The sequence below is a fragment of the Romboutsia weinsteinii genome, from assembly GCF_002250835.2.
Lineage (GTDB): Bacteria > Bacillota > Clostridia > Peptostreptococcales > Peptostreptococcaceae > Romboutsia_A > Romboutsia_A weinsteinii.
Window position 1 is genome coordinate 85,421 of the sequence record NZ_NOJY02000002.1, and the last position, 15,402, is coordinate 100,822.

General features: G+C 29.2%; 12 protein-coding genes. 2 read left to right on the top strand and 10 right to left on the bottom strand.

Features of this window, described 5'->3' with window-relative positions:
• Nucleotides 1-113: 113 nt before the first annotated feature.
• A complete protein-coding gene (locus tag CHL78_RS01430; RefSeq protein ID WP_094367728.1) occupies nucleotides 114-3,884 on the bottom strand; it encodes a polysaccharide lyase family 8 super-sandwich domain-containing protein in 3,771 nt (1,256 codons plus the stop codon).
• A gap of 240 nt (nucleotides 3,885-4,124) precedes the next feature.
• Between CHL78_RS01430 and CHL78_RS01435 the strand changes: the two genes are divergently transcribed.
• Nucleotides 4,125-5,897: a glycoside hydrolase family 35 protein gene (locus tag CHL78_RS01435; RefSeq protein ID WP_094367729.1), complete on the top strand. Its 1,773-nt coding sequence runs from the start codon at nucleotides 4,125-4,127 to the stop codon at nucleotides 5,895-5,897.
• A 200-nt stretch (nucleotides 5,898-6,097) separates the two neighbouring features.
• On the opposite strand, the gene CHL78_RS01440 is transcribed toward CHL78_RS01435, so the two are convergent.
• From CHL78_RS01440 to CHL78_RS01465, 6 genes are all read right to left on the bottom strand, one after another.
• On the bottom strand, nucleotides 6,098-6,490 hold the full coding sequence (locus tag CHL78_RS01440; protein ID WP_094367730.1) for an HsmA family protein: 393 nt from the start codon (nucleotides 6,488-6,490) through the stop codon (nucleotides 6,098-6,100).
• Nucleotide 6,491: 1 nt separating this feature from the next.
• On the bottom strand, nucleotides 6,492-6,923 hold the full coding sequence (locus tag CHL78_RS01445) for a MarR family winged helix-turn-helix transcriptional regulator (RefSeq protein WP_094367731.1): 432 nt from the start codon (nucleotides 6,921-6,923) through the stop codon (nucleotides 6,492-6,494).
• A gap of 15 nt (nucleotides 6,924-6,938) precedes the next feature.
• Nucleotides 6,939-7,400, bottom strand: a complete 462-nt coding sequence (locus CHL78_RS01450; RefSeq protein ID WP_094367732.1) for a hypothetical protein — start codon at nucleotides 7,398-7,400, stop codon at nucleotides 6,939-6,941.
• A 401-nt stretch (nucleotides 7,401-7,801) separates the two neighbouring features.
• A complete protein-coding gene (locus tag CHL78_RS01455; RefSeq protein ID WP_158540612.1) occupies nucleotides 7,802-9,274 on the bottom strand; it encodes a DUF4179 domain-containing protein in 1,473 nt (490 codons plus the stop codon).
• Nucleotide 9,275: 1 nt separating this feature from the next.
• Nucleotides 9,276-9,794 carry a sigma-70 family RNA polymerase sigma factor gene (locus tag CHL78_RS01460; RefSeq protein ID WP_094367734.1) on the bottom strand — a complete coding sequence of 173 codons (519 nt, stop codon included), beginning with the start codon at nucleotides 9,792-9,794 and terminating at the stop codon, nucleotides 9,276-9,278.
• Between the two features lie 477 nt (nucleotides 9,795-10,271).
• Complete coding sequence (locus tag CHL78_RS01465; protein ID WP_158540613.1) at nucleotides 10,272-10,583, bottom strand: YlbF family regulator; 312 nt, start codon at nucleotides 10,581-10,583, stop codon at nucleotides 10,272-10,274.
• A 183-nt stretch (nucleotides 10,584-10,766) separates the two neighbouring features.
• On the opposite strand from CHL78_RS01465, the gene CHL78_RS01470 reads away from it, so the two are divergent.
• Entirely contained in the window at nucleotides 10,767-11,279 is a 513-nt protein-coding gene (locus CHL78_RS01470; protein WP_116041159.1) for a hypothetical protein, read from the top strand.
• A 51-nt stretch (nucleotides 11,280-11,330) separates the two neighbouring features.
• On the opposite strand, the gene CHL78_RS01475 is transcribed toward CHL78_RS01470, so the two are convergent.
• From CHL78_RS01475 to CHL78_RS01485, 3 genes are all read right to left on the bottom strand, one after another.
• Complete coding sequence (locus tag CHL78_RS01475; protein WP_094367186.1) at nucleotides 11,331-12,548, bottom strand: hypothetical protein; 1,218 nt, start codon at nucleotides 12,546-12,548, stop codon at nucleotides 11,331-11,333.
• Between the two features lie 152 nt (nucleotides 12,549-12,700).
• The gene (gene yjeM, locus CHL78_RS01480; RefSeq protein WP_094367187.1) at nucleotides 12,701-14,233 is read right to left on the bottom strand and encodes a glutamate/gamma-aminobutyrate family transporter YjeM; all 1,533 of its coding nucleotides are present in this window, start codon (nucleotides 14,231-14,233) and stop codon (nucleotides 12,701-12,703) included.
• Between the two features lie 538 nt (nucleotides 14,234-14,771).
• A complete protein-coding gene (locus tag CHL78_RS01485; protein ID WP_094367188.1) occupies nucleotides 14,772-15,323 on the bottom strand; it encodes a ferritin family protein in 552 nt (183 codons plus the stop codon).
• Between the last annotated feature and the right edge of the window lie 79 nt (nucleotides 15,324-15,402).

Genomic DNA, 15,402 nt, shown 5'->3' on the forward strand with positions numbered 1-15,402 from the left:
AATTGCATAAATACATAATTTACCATATATCTCTAAGATTTTATTTTATATCTAAAAATATGAGTTGAAAATACTTTTTATAAATATTTTCAACTCATATATAAGCTTATATATTAAAACTTTATAGTAAAATTCTCACTAAAGTTTGACTTGTTGCCTTTCTTATCTACTGATACTAAATTTAATATGTATTCACCGTTGTCTAGCTTTAATTGTATTTTTTCATTATTAGCTTTATCTCTTAATTTGCCGTCTATATAAATCTCATAATACTTAACATCTTTCTTATTGTTTGGGTTATCCCATGTTACAGTAATTTTCTTCTTATTTTTATAATCCACTTTTATATTAGTAGGTGCTTTTAACTCTTTTACTTCTTTTATTTTAAATTCTGCATCTATAGAGGCTCCTTTTGTATCTGCTACATTAATTTCTAAAATTAACTTATCTGAAGACTCTATTATATTTACTCTTTCATCTTTAGAAATTACACCTTCAATTTCTTTATCTAGTGTAACCCTTACTACTCCATTATTTTTCATAGTTGGGTCTGATAATGAGACTTTTAACTTTCCATTTTCTTCTTTTACCATAACAGATGATTTCTTATCTACTGATATAAAATCAATACTTTTATTATCTTCCCAGAAGTTAGCTTCCGTAATTTTTAATTTATTTTCTCTTACTGCTTGTACATCCTTTGTGTTAGATAATACTTCTATATCTGGATTTTCATTGTAATATTTTACTTCTTTACTTGATTTATTTGGTAGTAATACATATGAATAATTTGCATCACTTGGATTAACTCCATGATCAATCCACATAGTTAAGAAGTTATTTTCTTCAACTTTGTTTGCTTGAGCTCCATTTATATCTTGCCAGTTACCCTCTCTATGGTCTCTAAGTATATTTACACTTGCTTTAGAAGGGAAATAATAACCTATATCAGTATTTTCTTTATTTCCTTTTATATGTGCCCAGCTTACTTCTTGCTTAGATTCTTGATCTCCAATATTTTTTATTTCTGCCTTATCATCTACTGTAAATTCTTCATTTCCTGCTTCTGATAATCTTCTATTTTCTACTATTGTTTCTATATTTCTATCCTTAGAACTTGATATTCCTGCACCTAAAGCAACTACTTCATCATCAAATGTAAACCAAGATTTTTTAGCTTGTAAATCCATAACATAACCTTTATCTTTGGACTTATCTAAGTACATTCCATATGCTCCGTACTTTTTATCTATAGCACTTCCACCAACCCAATCTTGGCTTCCTCTTGAATTTTGTCCTCCTGCACCATCTGCTAACTTTAATGTATCTACTGTAGTTCCTGGCAATCTATAAGGGTCAACTGTAGGCCAGAATCCTTTTGAGTATTGTTCTAAATCTCCATTATATAAATAAGTCATACCATCTGCTGTATGAAATCCCTTTAAGTTTTCTTTATTCATATTACCTTCGTGCATATAAGTTCTTGTTGAATACATACTAGTTCCAAATACAAATCCTTTACTTCTATGTACCATTCTGTCCATATTTGCATAGTTATAATGGCCTATTAGCTCTCCTCTTAATGAGACTGAACTATCATTTACTATTTTATTTGCCATTACTTTAAATTCTAAATCGTTAGTATTTTTAAGTATATCTTTAGCATCATTTTCTTTTATCCAATACTTTACCATACTTTTTAGTTCTTCTGATTTTTCTTTATCTGCAGCTGGGATATAGTATTTTACAATACTTTTCATAACGCCTTCACCGTTATTAATATCTTGGCCTGTAGCTCTTGATATAGATCTTCCACTTACCATATCCATCATAAGTCCCTTATACACTAGAGGTTCAAAAGATTTTTCTATAACATCATAAATCATCTCAACCTTTTCATCAGGAAGTGACCACTCTGTACCTTCTAGCATATAATTTACCTTACCTATTCCAGATAAAAGTATTGCACCGTATGTTCCTGTGTATGGTAATGCACCGTGTTGAATTATTGATCCATCAGTATAAAAACCGTCACCACTAGCTACATACTTCAATTCAGGAAGAACATCTACACTAGCTTCTTCAAGCTTTTCACTATTCTTTCCTAATATGCTTTTGTAAATCATTACTTGGCACATATCTAATCTATTTGCACCTGTAGTTTTAGTAGCAATAACTCCTGGCTTAGTTGTGTTGCCTTGCCATTGGTCTCTTGCATTTGGTACATAAAATGAAATTATATCCACATATTCATTTATCTTTTCTGATGTAATATAGTCCTTAGCTAAAACCATAAGCTCTGTTAATTTTTGTGGTGCTCCTATTTGCCAATCCCACCAATTATTGTAGTAACTTTTGTTGTATCTATTTTTCATCATCCAATCTATTCCATATGTAATATCTTTCATTAAATCAATATTTTCCTTTATATCTGAGCCTTCTAAATGGTAAGCCTTGGCCATCTCTAATAATCTTTCAAAGCTTTTAGTTATGTTATTAGAGTTTGTAGAATCTTTTAGGTCTTCCCAAAGATAATTCTTACTTTCATCCTTGTTCATAGTTGTCCAGTAATCTTTAGCTTTATTAACTATATTATTTACTGAATTCATATCATCTTCGTTGCTTACTGATAATAAGTGGTTTGGTACTAGAGAGTTTTTTATCTTTTGTGCTAACTCATCGTATATATCTTCTTTATAATTATTAACAACTAAATTAAACCTACCAACTTCATCTCCACTACTATTTTTAGCAACGATAAACGTATTCCCGACACCTCTACTTATAACTACTCCATCTTTTATTACTGCTATATCTTCATTATCAATTTCTAAAGAAAATTCTTCAGTCGCATAATTAGGAAATGCCTTAGTTTTTATTATATAGTTTTTTCCATTATCTAGATGTATCTCATCTTTTTCAAACTCTACTTTATCAATTTTTATTTCATTACTAACTTTTACATTACACTGAGCTTGTATGTTTTGATAATTTTTAAGTGTTGCAGTAACAGTTGCCTCTCCTTCACTTATCCCTTTAAATTCTCCATTATTTATTTCTAATATATTTTCATCACTACTTGTCCAAACAATCTCTTCTTGACTTGCTTCTATAGGTGAAATCTCATAGTCTATTTTGCCTGTAGAACCAGGTGTAATTTCCAAATTAGATGTTGATAATGTTATGCCTGTTGGTATAATTTCTTTTTCATCTATTGTAAGATTATCTACAATTACAGACCCTGACACTCCTGTGTGTAATCCTGTATCAAATACCAAGACTAATTTAAGCTTTACCGCATCTTTTTCAGCCTTTATACTTGCTTTATATTCCTTCCAATCTGTAGTCTCAGATATTGTATGTAAATCTGTTCTCTTTAACACATTGTTCTTCGAATCAATATGTTCAACTCTTAAAGCCACAGCCTTGTGAGAAGTATTGCTACAGTTAGTATTTAAGTCTTGAGCCTTTATCCAGCTACTTATCTCGTACTCTTTACCCCCAACTATATTTGTTTCAGTTTGGAAAAATCCAGTTGATTGATTTAAGTTTATCTTTACTGCTTTTTCACCACTTTTAACATCCTCTGTTATTATTTCTCCTAGCATATCATTTGTTGAGCTAGAGTGTTTTCTTATATCCCATTTTTGTGGCTTTGTCCCGTCCTTCCAAAATGAAGCAAATGAATCTGTTATTGTATGTAATTCTTCAAAGTCGCCATTTAAATCTAATAGTTTGTATTCACTATTTTCAGAGCTAGCTATACTAGCATTAGGTGAATTATATCCCATAATCGTCATAGGTGTTGCAAGTATAAAATTATTGGCTAATAATACAGCCGTAAGCTTTGTATATAACTTTTTATTTTTCCTAATTTTATTCATACTTCATCCTCCTAAATATATATACTTATTTTAAAAGCAACTTTTATGCCATATAAACTAAAAATGAAATTCTTTTTTAAATTAAGCATTTTCAACTGTTACGTGTGCTATATATAAAAATATATTTCCTTATATATATGACACTTTAGATTTTTACTTAAAAAGTGTCATACTGTTACTTTGGCATGTTAATTGCTTATTAATTTAGGTATATACTTTAGTCACTAGGAGGATTATAAAATGAATAAATTTCATATAAGAGATGATTTCTACATTAACGATAATAAAATAAAAATAATATCAGGTGCTCTACATTATTTTAGAGTAGTTCCTGAATACTGGGTTGATAGACTAGAAAAATTAAAAGCTCTTGGATGTAATACTGTTGAAACATACATACCTTGGAATCTTCACGAACCTAAGGAAGGTGTTTTTGATTTTGAAGGCCAAAAAGATTTTGTTAAATTTACTAAACTTGCACAAGACATGGGACTTTATGTTATCTTAAGACCAACTCCATATATTTGTGCTGAATGGGAGTTTGGAGGACTTCCTGCTTGGCTTTTAAAATACCCTTATGTAAGAGTTAGAAGTAACTGTAATATCTTCTTAAGTGCTGTTGATAGATACTTTAATAAATTATTTGATTATATAAAGCCTCTACAAATAACTCAAGGTGGACCAGTTTTAATGATGCAGGTCGAAAATGAGTATGGTTCTTTTTCAAACAATAAGAATTATTTAAAAAACATAAAAAATCTTATGATAAAGCATGGATGTGAAGTCCCACTGTTTACATCTGATGGAGGATGGAAAGAGGTTTTAGAAGCAGGTACTCTAGTAGATGAAGGAGTGCTTCCTACTGCTAACTTTGGTTCTAGATCTAAGGAACAGATAGGCGCTCTTAGTGATTTTATGAAAGAAAATGATATAGTTGGGCCTTTAATGTGCATGGAATTTTGGATTGGATGGTTTAATAACTGGGGTGGCGAGTTTAAAAGAAGAGATGCTGAGGATGCAGCCAATGAACTAAAAGACTTACTATATATTGGCCATGTTAATATTTATATGTATCATGGTGGAACAAACTTTGGCTTCTATAATGGATGTAGCTATCACGATGGTATAGACCCTCAGACTACTACATATGACTATGATGCTTTATTAAATGAGTATGGTGAGTTTACTGAAAAATACTATAAGTTTAAAGATGTTATTTCAAACTTCACAGAAATACCTGAAGTTAAGTTTACTACGGACATTAAGAAGATTAATTATGGAGAATTTAAATTAACTAACAAGGTAAGTTTATTTAGTACTTTAGATACTTTAGCAAAGCCTATTTATAATGAAAATACTTTAAATATGGAAGCTATTGATCAAGGTTATGGTTACATATTATATAGAGCTAATGTTGGAAAAAGAAATACATTAGAAAGATTTAAATTAATTGGTATGGACGATAGAGCTCAAATATTTGTTAATGAAAATCATCACTCTACACTATATAAAGAAAACTTCATAGGTACTAATCAGCCTATATCTTTAGATAAAGAAGATGATAATATTATGGATATATTAGTTGAAAACTTAGGAAGAATAAACTATGGAGGTAGCTTACTTTCTCCATCTCAAAGAAAAGGAATTAAGGGCGGAGTAATGTTTGATTTGCATCTACATACTGGTTGGGATCATTACAGCCTTGAATTAGATAATGTTGATAAAGTTAATTTTAGTGGGTACTACAAAGAAAATACTCCTGCCTTTTATGAGTATGAGTTTGAAGTTGATGAAAAGGGAGATACTTTCTTAAGCACAGAAGGATTTGGCAAAGGATGTGCTTTTATAAATGGATTTAATTTAGGACGTTTCTGGGAGCTAGGACCTACTAATTATTTATACATACCTGCTCCACTTCTAAAAGAAGGTTTAAATAAGATTGTTATCTTTGAAACGGAAGGTAAATACAAACAAACAATAACACTAGATGACAAACCTTGTTACACTAAGTAAATATTAGTATTTAGTGTAACAATTGGATATTTATTAAATTAAGTAAATAAATAGTATATATTATGTATGAATTTATTTTATAATAATTTATAAATAATGTTAAAAAAGCATTCTAGAAATGATTAATTATTCATTTTAGAATGCTTTTTTAGATTTTAATACAATTAATATAATGCATTTCTTCTACAGACTATTAACTACTATGCCATCCCTAAAATCATACCTATAATATAAGGTACTAGCCATATAATCCATACAGTTATACTAAATTTATGGAAAGTTTCTTTTTTCTTTTCATCATTTTTATATAATACCCAAGTCGCCCATAAAGCATGAAATAACATAAGTACTATAGCTAAAAAACCTGTAACACCATGTAATGCTAAGCTAGTTGTACTCATCGTTGATGAACCAGTCTTTGCAATTTGCCCCATTGTATAAGTACCAATTGTGTCACATACTAACCCTAGCCAAAAGATTATTACATGATTTTTATTAAGGCTTTTTGCTTTTCTTTCACCAAACACCCCTATTGTGTAAAATATTAAAGCTAATGTTATTGTAACTATTGCAAAAATTAATGTTGAACTCATATTATTTCTCCTCCTTAATTTTATCTCTTATTTTTAATAAATTATTTCTTACTTCACCTATTTCATCTTCTGAGAAGTTTTTAAAAACATTATCAAAACTCTCATTAATTTTATTTCTAAATTCCATTGCAAACTCTAATCCTTTTTCTGTAAATGTAATATAGGTATTTCTCTTATCACCTTCAGTCTTAGCTTTTTCAATATAACCTGCATTTTCTAATCTTGTAACTATGCCTGATACTGTCCCTTTTGCTAAAGACATCTCCTCACATAATTGAGAAATATTAACCTTACCTCTATGAGCAATAAGTTTTATAACCATAATCTGTTGATGTGTAAGTCCACTTTCTTTTAAGTTTTCACTAACTATGCCCATTGTACTTGAGTAAATTTCTTTTATAAGCATTGCTATTTCAAAAGAATCGTATTTCATTTTCCCCTCCATAAACTAATTAATATATTTTAACTTTGTATTTTCAAATTTGATTGAACTTATTATAAATAGCATACCTGCCATAAAAAGAGCAAATCCTAATCCTATATAAAATATCGATACATACCAAGGATTAAATATCCCAGCACTTCTAACACTTATTCCTAAAAACATCATAATTCCCATTATCATATAGCTTTTAAAATCAAAAAATGAAAATACACAGTGTTTTTCTAATGTACTATTTATAATTCTTTTAGTATGCTTTTTATATATTTTGCTAAATATAAACTTATAAAATATATAAAATATGAAACTTGAAATAACAAGTGTAGTTATCCAATTTTTGTTACTAGATATAGCATCAACTATACCTAAAGATAAAACTCTAAATCCTGCAAATGCCCAAACTATTCCTGCTATAAATAGTAAAGTATTTTTCTTCACCCTAGGTGTATATTTATTTATTCTGTCCATAATATTGACCTCCATATAAAATCTCTTTTTTAGTTTGCATAAGAACTAAATAGTTTCTATGAGAACTATTTTACTCTAAAAAAATATTTTGTCAATAACAAATTATAAAAATCAAATAAATTTCAACTTACAAGTTTCAATACTATATAAATTAAATATTTATCTTTACTCTATTTTATAAAGAATCTATGAAATTGTTATCACATTTTTGATTATAATCCTTGTATATCTAAATGACTCTGCAAATTTATACTTGATATATTATCTCGTTGCCTATATATTAGGCTACCGAACAACAAAGTTAATTTTAAAGTTGAAAAGTTTAATAAATAAAAATAAAATATAGGGCTAAATACCCTATATTTTATTTAATAATATTATATCTAAATATAAATTAAGCTTTAGTTATTCTGTTCTAAATTTATTCTAATTTTATCTTTGCTATTTAAATCAATGTCCTTAGTCATTGGTATTGCTATTTTATACTTTTTAGATGTATCTATTTTGTCAAAAGTTATACTGTAAATGCCCTCTTTTTCATCTTCTAACACAGCTCCAATATGACCTTCCCATGCTGCTACATCATTCATATCTTCGTCAAATAAAACTAGCTGGCTTAGATGGTCATAGTTTCCATATACCTTCATAGTTATCTTTGTATTATTCTTCCCTACTTCTATGTCTTTAATCTTTACTTTATCAGTATTATTAACTTGTATTTCATAATCTTTTAATTCTTCTAATGATAAAAACTCTCTTTCTTTATCCATATTTATGTAATAATAAACCTTAGATAAAGCATACCCGTTCTTCTTTTCTTCTTTTGTTGGTTCTCTTGAAATAAGTACTTCTTCTCTCTCTCCACTACCTGTTGTCGTAAGTAGATTTACATATATCCCTTCTACTTCTTTTTCAATTACATCTCTACCCCAATTTGGTATTAACTGTATATATCTTGTATTTGAAGTATCATTAAATATTTCTAGCTTACCTGATATTTCTCCCGTTGTATTATCCATACTCATGGATACTACACTTGATTTTAATAAATTATTATTATCGTCTATTACTTTATAATCACTTCCAAAGATAGTAGGATTTTCTATGTCATCAACACCACTAAGCATGACTGTAGTTGATAAAGGTGAAGTAACTATCTCATCAATTATAAGATTGTTTCCTTTAATATCATAATTTTGATTTATATTTATTCTATTTGAACCTTTGACTTTATTCGTTTCTATATTAAATTCCCAATTGCCTCTGACTTTTTTTGTACCATTTATACTATTTATTTTTATATCTACTTTTACATTACCTTTTAACTTTAGTTCAGCTATATTTGCAGTTAGTACAAGTGCACCTGTTCTGTCATCTATTTTTCTAGCCCTGTGGCCTATTGTATCTATACTCTTTCCATCTATAGTTATTTCTTGATCTATATTGATAAAATCACCTGAATTTTTTCCTTCATATCCTTTAAGTGCATCGCTTTCAATTGTAAATCCAAACATACATATATTTTCATCTACTATGACTTCGTTTAATGTGACTGTAGCCTTTTTATTCTCAGATACAATACCTACTCCTTCAGCATATTTTACATATTTATCTACAGGTGTACCAAAATTACTACTTTCAAATCCATCTAATACCCTGCCAATTATCGGTATTGCTCTAACTATTTCAGGATTTATAATCCCTAGACCCAGTGTTCCTACAATAAGTATGCTTGACACCTTAACTACAGTATTTAATCTATTTCTCTTCTTTACAAATATTTTCTCTTCTCTTCCTCTTTCGATTCCTTTTAATATATAATCATCTAATTTATTTGGTATTTCTATATTATCTCTTATATACTTTTCACTCATTTTATAATTCATCCTTCCCTATTGAAATTCTTAAGCTTGTTAATCCTCTGTTTAGATAGGTCTTAGCTGTTCCTATTGGTATCTCTAAGACACTTGCTATTTCTTTTATAGTTAAGTCCTCAAAGTATTTTAAAACTATTACATCCTTGTATTTTTTATCAAGCTTGTCTAGCTCGTTAAGTATGTCAATTTCTGTATCCTTATTATCTAGTGTAGTTGAACCTTCGGCCATAGGCTCTTCCTCTAGGTAAGTTACTTTTTTATTTTTATTTAAGGTATTTATTGATATATTTATTAATATTTTTGTCAGCCATGTATTAAAGTACTTTGGCTTTATTAAGGTATCTATAGATATGTAGGCTTTGTAGACAGTCTCTTGTACGATGTCCAAAGCATCTTGTTCATTTTTTACGTATGCATATGCTGTTTTATATAACTTTTCTTTTTGTTCTTCTATGATAGATATAAATGCTTTTTCATCACCATTTATAGCTCTCTTTACTTTTAGTTCTTTTAACATGTGTCTTTAATTTTTCCTTTCAGTTATGTGTTGGTAATTACCTTACACTAATTAGACAATTATACACTATGAACGGTTTCAAGTTTTTATATATTATTTAACTAAAATTCATCTTCTAAATTAAGTATTTCCAACATTTCTAAGTAGTTGTAACTAGATATAACTATAATTTTAAATTTTTGGTTACACCTTTAATCATAGTAATAGCAATGATTACATATGTGTTGTAACTAAAAAACTAAAAAATAATTCCTTATATACTAAAATAAAAATAAAATAAAATAAATAATTGTATTAATATAAAGAAATTATATATTATAGTTACAGATTTAGATGTATTTATGGTGGTCAAAGTGTTTAAATTTCAAGGATTTATAGCATAACAAAAATTATTTAAAACTAGTTGCATTCTAGCTAGAAATAAAAAAGAGCGCAATGCGCTCTCATAAAGTATACTTATCTTATTAATTTTTATTTTTACAAATGCTTTTCTATATCTACATAAATATTATTGATCATGTTATTTAGTGAGTAGGAAGCTTGATTGTATTTTATAACATCCGGGTGATTGAATATAGACTCATAAGATCTATTTAATCCTTCTATTTTTATTTTCAATTGTTCATCTTTATATCTGCCTTGTAGTTTCTTTTGATTATTTGCATATTCTTCTAGCTGTTTTTTTAATGATCTATTTTTATCTATAGCTTTTCTAGCTAATTCAGCTTGCTTATATTCATTAGTATTTTTTATAGCACTTACTAGTTGATTAATCTCTCTATCAAACATATATAATCCCCCTCTTAAATTACGTTTCATAATAATTTTACTTACAACTATTTATATTATGATTTAAGTACTTATTCAGTTACTTTCTATAAAATAGGCTTATTCTTAGAACCTTTTTGTACTTATATGTATATTATATTTAGACATTAAATATTTAAGCTTAAGGGGTGGAGTTGTTTAATTATGAATTGGTTTGATGAATATTCAAGAATGAATAATATGAATTGTTGTAATATGCCTTTTAATTATCCGGTTATGTGTATGCCGAGTCCTTGTCTACCTAATCCTTCTATGTCTTGTGGAAATATGATGGGTACTATGGACTCTTGTATGCCTTTTGGAAATATGATGAATAATATGGATCCTTGTATGTCCTATGAAGATATGATGGCTAATATGAGTCCTTGTATGCCTTTTGGAAACATGATGGGTGCTATTGACCCTCCTATGCCTCATGGACAAATGATGGGTACTATGGACCCTCCTATGCCTCACGGTCATATGATGGGTGGCCAAGGATTTTTCCCTCATGGACCTGGTCATTTTCCTCATCACGGCCCTGTATTTTTTCCTGGCCAAGTACCGTTTCCTTTTTGGTGGTTATTCTTTATGAATCAGAATTCTAATTTTGATTTTGATGAAAATATGGAACAACGTAATTCAAGTGCATATCCTTATATAGTTCCTTATAATTAAAAATATATAATAAAGAAGGTATCCTTGATCTTATTTAGGATACCTTCTTTATTATTTACTTAAGTATTCATTTATAAATTCATATAACCCTGATGGTGCAGAGTACCATACGCTAGTAGTTTCTAAATCACGTCTTACAAAACTACTTCCTTTACAGAATCCTAAAACATTCCCCTTATTATCTTTTAAAAATATATCTGGCTTAATATCTAGCGACATGTCATGTACTTCTGCCCATCCACCATTACTTATCTTGTCGTAAATATATGCAACATCAAAAGTATCGTATATAACTACATCTTCATCTGTTTTTATATCTTCAATTGTAATTTCTATATCTTCATATTTATATAAATCTTCATCATTTAATAAAGAATAGTTAACCAAATATGCTTGTGTATCTATAATTGATGTTTGTTTTTCACCAACCTTTTTAACATTAGAATGGCTAATAACAAGACCATGATCTACTTGTGAGAAGTCCTTTATTTTACTAGTTGTGTAGTTATATAAATTTACTGAATATACATCTTCACATTCGTAATATCCATCATAAGTTCCATTGTAAATTACACTATAAAAATCTGCATCCTCACTTTTTATAAAGTCTGTCCTTCCTATTACTTCTAAGAAGTCTTTAGCTTGCATATATTGCTCTGGATAAGTGTAATATGTTGACTGGTCTTTATATCCTTTTTGAACCTTTACTAAATATTTTCCTTTTTCATATTTGACATTGTATCGCTTTTCATAGTCTATTATTCCGTAGGATAAAGACTTTATTTTATTATCTTTGTCATACTCTAATTTAAAATCATCTATATAAGCATGGTCTATATCTAAGTTGTGCTTTATTGATTCAAAATCCTCGCTGAGACTAATTATACTATTATTTTCTGTAGATATTTTCCTATCAGTAAATTCTACTTTTTCTAAAATATGCCCACTTGCTATACCTATATAAAGCATAGCTACTCCTAAGATAGATGCCTTTTTCTTAATCTTATAATTAGTTTGTTTTTCACCTTTTATAAAGAAGTAATAAATACAGTATCCAATAGGTATTATTATTGGTAAAGTTCCAAATTTAATATTAAAGGTACTTCTACTTAATATATAAAACCCAAATACCTTAAGTAGTAAATACTTTTCTTTTTCTTCATGTTTAGATGTGATATATACTAGATAAGCTACTATAGGTAATAACCCTATCATCCCAACAAGGTATTTATAATCAATACTCCAAACATAACTAGCCATGCTATCCATTATTTTCCCCCAAAATTTTTATAATTCATATAAATTTAACAATATACTAACATTATATCCTAATTTATTTCATATAAAAACAGATATCTTAAGATTTTATTTATCTTTAGATATCTGTAATTTATTCTTCTATATATTAGCCCCTCTTAATATTATCCTGCTATTTTATGCTTATTCTTATCTCCATCACCATGCTTCATCTCATAAATAGTAAACAATACAAACCCTATCACAGAGAATAATAGTGGACCAGCAATCATAGTAATAGTCTTAGTAATCCCCTCAGGAGAAGAAAGCGCTGGCTCAATAATAGTAAACACATTAGCAAATCCAATCACAACAGTGACAACAACTGCTGCAAACATTGCAACCCCATAAGACTTATAGACAACAAACGCCTTATCTACCTTACCATTAAGTTGCTTTTTCTTAAACGCAGGAAAAGCAGCAGACAAGAACATATAAGGAATAGTCATTGCAACATTAGTCATAAGCGTAAGTATAGCAAAGAAATCAGCTGCATTTTCTCCTCCAAATGAAACAATAAGAATCATCACTATAACAATCACAGCTTGCACCTTCATCGCATTAATAGGCATACCGTTTTTCAACTCACCTAGCTTGCCAGGCCACACCTCTTTAGGAGCACCTTGTATAATAGTCTTAAGTGGCGAATAAGTAAGTGTAAAGAATGCTCCAGTTAAAGATAAGAACATTGATAAACCAACAAATCTAGCTGTCCAAGCCCCGACAACAAGTGCACTAGATTCTGCCATTCCAAATCCAAGACCTATCTTATAGCCTAAGTTACTCATAAGTAAATAAGTGGCATTTGCCATATTTACATGATCTCCACCTAACACTTCATTCCAGTTGGTAAACATACCACAAGCGAATATTCCAAGTGCATAACCTATAGATATTACTATTGCCGATATAGCAAGACCCTTAGGGAACGTCTTCTCAGCATTTTCAGTCTGATCAACAAGCCCTCCAAGTACCTCTAGTCCTCCAAATGCAAACACTGCAAATGTTAAAAAAGAAAGTACAGCCAAAGGAGTCTGATAACCTGGACTTGGTGATGTAGTAAAAGACTGAGCAATATTTGTTATAGGCTCTGCAAGTTCACCATTTAAAAATACTACTAACACTCCTCCACCTAACAGCACTACATTAAGTAAAGTAACTGCTGCTCCACCGATAGAAGTTATCTTACTTATCTTACTTATCCCCTTCGTAGATACCATAGTAACTATTAAAATCCATATGGAACCTAATATTCCTAAAGTCTTAACTGAGTTAAATCCAAATAAAGACCACGTTGCAGTTTTATCTGCCCCAAATATTGCATTTGAAAGTGGTATCCATATACTAGATGATACACTTACCATCCATATCATATAAGAAGCATACCACATAAAAGTACCTACGAAAGCATACTTAGCTCCAACCGATTTTTCCATCCATGAGTACATTCCACCGCTTTCTTTTTTAAAAGCTGAACCATACTCTGCCATCATAAATGCGTAAGGTATAAAAAATAGCACAGCACTAAACACATACCACGGTATTGCAGAGTAACCCATTAAGTAAAATGCTCTTGGCATGTTTGCAAAACCAAATACTGATGTAAAAATCATAAGTATTAATGGCACTAACGTTAGTTTCTTACTTTGTCCTGACATATAAATCCCCCTAATTTAGTTATGTAAATCTCTTAGATAAATCAACATTATGATTGTTATTAATTTATCTATCCCCATTTGCTTTAAGCGTAACACCACTAATTTTTATTTTCAATATAAATACTTTTTTATGTAAAATTAAAATTATTCCAATTTATACAAATAATTCTATAATTGAACAGAATTCATTAACACTAATCATTATAATATAATTAGGTGTATTAACTAGAAAGTATTACGAATTTTAATAAATCATTTATAAATAAAGATTTCTATAGTATTAAAACTTTAATATTCAATTCAATAATTTACATATACATGACTTTAATTAGGAGGATTGCTATTATACATTACAATTAATAAACAAATCAGATAAATTACAAAATCTATGAAATACCAGGAAAACATTATCCATTTAGATTATAGCCTTAGTATAAATATAATAAATTCACTTTAATTTTCCCATATATAGGTTATGATTTTCTTATAATAAAAAAGACACCCTCATAATAAGGATGTCTCTAAATATATTATTTAATTAAGCTTGCTTTCCAAAATGTCTTTCTAATAATCCTAAGAATGCTTTACCGTGTCTAGCTTCATCTTTACACATTTCATGAACTGTATCATGTATAGCATCTAATCCTAATTGCTTAGCTTTTTTTGCTATCTTTAATTTACCTTCAGTTGCTCCATATTCAGCTTCTACTCTAGCCTTTAAGTTAGCCTTAGTATCAGCAACAACAACTTCACCTAATAACTCAGCAAACTTAGCAGCATGATCAGCTTCTTCAAATGCTATTCTTTGGTAAGCTTCAGCAACTTCTGGATATCCTTCTCTATCTGCTTGTCTAGCCATAGCTAAGTACATTCCAACCTCTGTACATTCACCAACAAAGTTAGCTCTTAAGCCTTCTAATATTTCTTCATCTACACCTTGAGCAGCCCCTATTCTATGCTCATCAGCCCATACCATTTCGCCTTTCATTTCTTCAAAAGCGTCTGATCCTTTTTTACATACTGGACATAATTCTGGTACGCTATCTCCTTCATATATCCATCCACATACTACACATACATATTTTTTCATGTTATACTCCTCCTAAAATTTTATATATATTTTGATTCATTGAATTTCATTTGTTAAGATAATAAATATATACCCGGTG

Bases quoted from the DNA above. Each gene is read 5' to 3' on its own strand.
- yjeM (WP_094367187.1), bottom strand. From the start codon at position 14,233: ATGTCAGGACAAAGTAAGAAACTAACGTTAGTGCCATTAATACTTATG.
- CHL78_RS01485 (WP_094367188.1), bottom strand. From the start codon at position 15,323: ATGAAAAAATATGTATGTGTAGTATGTGGATGGATATATGAAGGAGAT.
- CHL78_RS01475 (WP_094367186.1), bottom strand. From the start codon at position 12,548: ATGGATAGCATGGCTAGTTATGTTTGGAGTATTGATTATAAATACCTT.
- CHL78_RS01450 (WP_094367732.1), bottom strand. From the start codon at position 7,400: ATGGACAGAATAAATAAATATACACCTAGGGTGAAGAAAAATACTTTA.
- CHL78_RS01460 (WP_094367734.1), bottom strand. From the start codon at position 9,794: ATGTTAAAAGAACTAAAAGTAAAGAGAGCTATAAATGGTGATGAAAAA.
- CHL78_RS01435 (WP_094367729.1), top strand. From the start codon at position 4,125: ATGAATAAATTTCATATAAGAGATGATTTCTACATTAACGATAATAAA.
- CHL78_RS01470 (WP_116041159.1), top strand. From the start codon at position 10,767: ATGAATTGGTTTGATGAATATTCAAGAATGAATAATATGAATTGTTGT.
- CHL78_RS01455 (WP_158540612.1), bottom strand. From the start codon at position 9,274: ATGAGTGAAAAGTATATAAGAGATAATATAGAAATACCAAATAAATTA.
- CHL78_RS01465 (WP_158540613.1), bottom strand. From the start codon at position 10,583: ATGTTTGATAGAGAGATTAATCAACTAGTAAGTGCTATAAAAAATACT.
- CHL78_RS01445 (WP_094367731.1), bottom strand. From the start codon at position 6,923: ATGAAATACGATTCTTTTGAAATAGCAATGCTTATAAAAGAAATTTAC.
- CHL78_RS01430 (WP_094367728.1), bottom strand. From the start codon at position 3,884: ATGAATAAAATTAGGAAAAATAAAAAGTTATATACAAAGCTTACGGCT.
- CHL78_RS01440 (WP_094367730.1), bottom strand. From the start codon at position 6,490: ATGAGTTCAACATTAATTTTTGCAATAGTTACAATAACATTAGCTTTA.